The sequence below is a fragment of the Mesorhizobium intechi genome (assembly GCF_002879535.1).
Lineage (GTDB): Bacteria > Pseudomonadota > Alphaproteobacteria > Rhizobiales > Rhizobiaceae > Mesorhizobium > Mesorhizobium intechi.
Window position 1 is genome coordinate 1 of sequence record NZ_PNOT02000244.1, and the last position, 3729, is coordinate 3729.

General features: G+C 61.5%; 2 protein-coding genes and 6 pseudogenes. 3 read left to right on the forward strand and 5 right to left on the reverse strand.

Annotated elements, in window-relative coordinates:
• The 4 genes and pseudogenes from C1D09_RS34370 to C1D09_RS21790 all read right to left on the reverse strand — a co-directional run.
• Positions 1-178: pseudogene (locus C1D09_RS34370) on the reverse strand (IS30 family transposase); the annotation flags it as partial.
• Complete coding sequence (locus C1D09_RS21780; protein WP_342780249.1) at positions 93-743, reverse strand: DDE-type integrase/transposase/recombinase; 651 nt, start codon at positions 741-743, stop codon at positions 93-95. The gene C1D09_RS21780 and the pseudogene C1D09_RS34370, both read right to left, overlap by 86 nt.
• Positions 744-924: 181 nt before the next feature.
• Positions 925-1128 (reverse strand): hypothetical protein, encoded by a 204-nt coding sequence (locus tag C1D09_RS34375; RefSeq protein ID WP_167514708.1) that lies wholly within the window; start codon positions 1126-1128, stop codon positions 925-927.
• Positions 1129-1276: 148 nt separating this feature from the next.
• Positions 1277-1405 (reverse strand): annotated as a pseudogene (locus tag C1D09_RS21790) (integrase core domain-containing protein); the annotation flags it as partial.
• A gap of 133 nt (positions 1406-1538) precedes the next feature.
• Here C1D09_RS21790 and C1D09_RS21795 point away from each other — a divergent pair.
• Positions 1539-2134: pseudogene (locus tag C1D09_RS21795) on the forward strand (transposase family protein); the annotation flags it as partial.
• A 13-nt stretch (positions 2135-2147) separates the two neighbouring features.
• Positions 2148-2288 (forward strand): annotated as a pseudogene (locus C1D09_RS34380) (transposase); the annotation flags it as partial.
• 46 nt (positions 2289-2334) lie between these two features.
• On the opposite strand, the pseudogene C1D09_RS21805 reads toward C1D09_RS34380, so the two are convergent.
• Positions 2335-2868 (reverse strand): annotated as a pseudogene (locus tag C1D09_RS21805) (malate synthase G); the annotation flags it as partial.
• Positions 2869-3162: 294 nt separating this feature from the next.
• Between C1D09_RS21805 and C1D09_RS21815 the strand changes: the two are divergent.
• Positions 3163-3656: pseudogene (locus tag C1D09_RS21815) on the forward strand (IS21 family transposase); the annotation flags it as partial.
• Positions 3657-3729 lie beyond the last annotated feature (73 nt).

Sequence of the window (3729 nt, forward strand, 5' to 3'; positions counted from 1 at the left end):
ATCTGGTTCCTACAGGCTGCGACAGTCCGGCTTCGAGCGCAGCATCTTCGCTGCCCAGCCCCGCGGCGATCGCCCGCCAGAATCTAATCTGTTCATCGCGCCCCGCCACAGGCGGCCGTCCTGGTGAAGGCAATGGCGCTCGTCCAGACCGTGCCGATCGCCGCTTTCGAATGCTCATCGCAACCTCCAACTTCAGAGTGTTGCGACGACCGCTTGAATCCGCCTTGAACTCCGCGGTCGGAATGATGGACGAGGCTCCCTGGCTCGGGCTGGCGGTTAGCGATGGCCATCTCGAGAGCCTCGGTCGCAAGGCTTTCTCTGAGATGCGTATCCAACGCCCATCCGACGACTTTGCGGCTAAACGCATCCAGGACAACGGCAAGGAAAGCAAACTCCTCAGCCAGATGCAGGAACGTGATATCGGCCACCCACAGCTGGTCGAGCCCATTGAGGATCATGCCCTTGGCAAGGTTCGGCACGACGTGCCAACCATGCCTCGAGTTCGTCGTCACAGGAACAAAGGGTCTTGCGCGCAGGCACAATAGATTGTCTTCCCGCATGATCCCTAGAATCCACTTATGGTTGACTTGCCATCCCTCCCGCCGCAGCAGGGCTGCGATCCGGCGGTATCCGTAGTGCGTTGCCGAGAGCCATCTTCTGAATGAGATCGCGCAAACCTGTCTCGGCCCGCCGAGGCGTCGAATCCAGCCAATGACGGTAGTAACTCGCGCGGCTGACGCCAGCGAGCCAGCACATTCTGTCGATGTTGGATTCGCCTTGCGACAGGCCGGTCGTCATCTTTTCGATGACTTTGAAGATCCCGTTTCGCCAGGAGCGCTGCTCCGACGATGATCTTCCTCGAAATGCCGCAAGGCTTCGCGAAAAAAATGCTGCCCGACTTTCTGCTCCAATTCCCAGATCTTGTCAGCGCCTTTTCCTGAGGTGCCGGCGTGTCGACTGCGCTCTGCACCTGCGCGGCCCCGTCAACTCCTGAGATCTGGCGGGCCCGCCGCGCCGACGTGACGTCAGATTACCACGAAGCCTGAGGTGATCACGCCACTCGTAAAGTCGTTGGCGACTGATGCCAACCTCGTCGGCTAACGTGCTGACGGTTTCGCCCGCCTCCATGCGCTGGAGAAGCTTCAGCTTTTGGTCCTCATCAATAACTCTTTGCCGTCCGGCTATGCCCCAGTTTCCTATCTTGCAGGGAAACCGTCCGCGATTTGCCTTGTCTCAGTCTGGGGGTGCACTCCGCCCCTGTCCGGCTTGTGCGAAATGCGCAGGTCTGGTAGCCGAGCGAGGGATGCGGCCTCGCGGTGTTGAAGTCCTGCCTCCATTCGGCAATGGCACTGCGGGCGTGGTCGAGGCCGAAGAACAGGCTCTCGTTCACCAGCTCGTCGCGCATTCAGCCGTTGGAGGATGTGATTTTTCATGGAATGAGGACCCTGTTTGAAGGGTGGTTTTCGTCCAAACGAGGGTCTGACTCAATCTTGCTGCATGTGAAGGCTGATGTCGCGATTTCCGAGGGGGAATCAGCGATGGAACGGAGATTTGGGTCGACGAGATTGGCGCCTGCTGGGTTTGTCGTCGAACAAACCGAAATCGACACGGATTGCATGTTTTTTGATGTGCGGCCGCGGCGGTTTCGGCAACATGCCCATGCTGCGGGACCTGTTCCCGTCGAACCCGGAGCCGATACATACGGCAAGTCTCCGATCTGCCCATCGCTGGTCGACGAGTTATCCTCCGCGTGACGGTTCGCCGTTTCTGGTGCGACGCCGTTCTTTGCCGCCGCCGCATTTTTGCCGAGCGGTTTGGGGCTGATGTTTTGGCTCCGTTGTCGCGAAGGACCGGACGTCTCGAGAGCATCGTCCATCACTTGGGACTGGCGCTAGGCGGCAGGCCGGCCGCGGCCTTTGCCGAGCGCCTGATGATGCCGGTGAGCAACGATGCCCTGTTGCGTGTCGTGCGCCGCAGGACTGAACGGCCGCGCGATAAGCTCTTCATCATCGGCATCGACGATTTCGCATTCCGGCGCGGTCAGCGATACGGCACGATTGTCTGCGATCTCGAGCGCCGCAGGCCGGTGACATTGCTGCCTGATCGCGAGCAGGCGACATCGCAGGCATGGCTCGTGGGCCATGGTCGCGGTCCGCAATGCCATCACATCACCATGGTCGAATGGCCAGACCGAGGGCCAGATCACTAAACTCAAACTTATCAAACGACAGATGTACGGCCGCGCCAAGATCGATCTTCTCCAGGCCCGCCTCGTCGGGGCAACCTAGGCGGGGACCGCGCCGAGAATGCGTCAGACCCCAAACGGGACCCCTGCGCATCCATGATGCCTTCCGGCGTCTCGTTGCCATCGCGGTCGAGAATGGCGGGATTGGTCATCAGGTGGCCGACATTCCTGACCAGCATCAGAGAGCGGCCGGGCAGGCTCAGCGCACCGCCATTGGGCGCCGTCCAGGCGCGGTCCGGGTTGAGCTTGCGCACGAAGCTCTTGCCGCCCTTGCTGATTTCCTCGGCCAGGTCGCCCTTCATCAGGCCGAGCCAGTTCCGGTAGACCACGACCTTGTCCTCGGCATCCACCGCCGCGACTGAATCCTCGCAGTCCTGAATGGTGGTCAGCGCCGATTCCAGGATGACATCGGCAATGCCGGCCGGATCGGTGCGACCGATCTGATTGGCGCGGTCGATCAGGATTTCGATGTGCAGGCCATTCTGGACCAGCAGGATAGCCCCAGGATTGGCGGCATCGCCGCGATAGCCGGCAAACTGTTTCGGGTTGGCCAGTGTGGTGCCGCCGGCACCGGGGCTGAGCCGCAATGTGCCGCCCGAAACCGTCAGTCCGTTGACGCCAGCCGGCGCTGACGGCGCTGATCGCGCTGCATGATGTCGGCGCCAATGGGCGGCGGATGAATTCCCGCGCCGACAGCAGCCGATCCAGCTCGTCACGCCAGGCGCCCACCGGCGAATAAGGCTGATGCTTGCGCTCGTAGCGGAACTCTGTCTCCTCGGAACGCAAAACCTTGCGCACCACCTTCCGGGAGATCTTCAGCTCCCGGCAGATCGCCTTGACCGACTTTCCCTGCACCAGTGACAGCCGGCGTATCTTTGCAATCGTCTCCAACAACCAACATCCAAAACACAAATGCCTCCGATCAGATGGTGTTCGCCGCCCATGACCGGGCGTTCGGCTTCTTCCGCGGCGCCTGTACGCGCGGCATCTACGACGACATGAAGACGGCGGTGGACGCGATCTTCATCGGCAGGGATCGCCGCTACAACCGCTGTTTTGCGGAGATGTGCGGGCCTTGTCGAGCCGGAGGCCTCACGCCGGCAGCCGGCTGGGAGAAGGGGCGAGTCGAGAACCAGGTCGGGCTAGTGCGCGAGCGCTTCTTCACACCGAGGCTGCGCTTGTTGGAGGACCTCAACGGCTGGCTGGCCGACAATTGCGTTGCCTTGCCAAGGCGCGCATCCATCCCGAACAACCGGCATAGGGAATGAAGCTGGCGCGCTCTTCTTAGGACACGTTCCCAGATCGTGCGCTCGCCCTTCGCTTCGACGGCTTCCATTGCATTCCCGCGTCAGTGTCGAAGACCTGCACGGTGCGCTTCGACACTAACAAATACTCGGTGCAGCCGTCGGCCGGCCGGTCGGGATCCAGCAGATGGTGTCGATCCTCACCTGCGTGCTGACCGTGGATTGAGCGCAGTCGAGGCC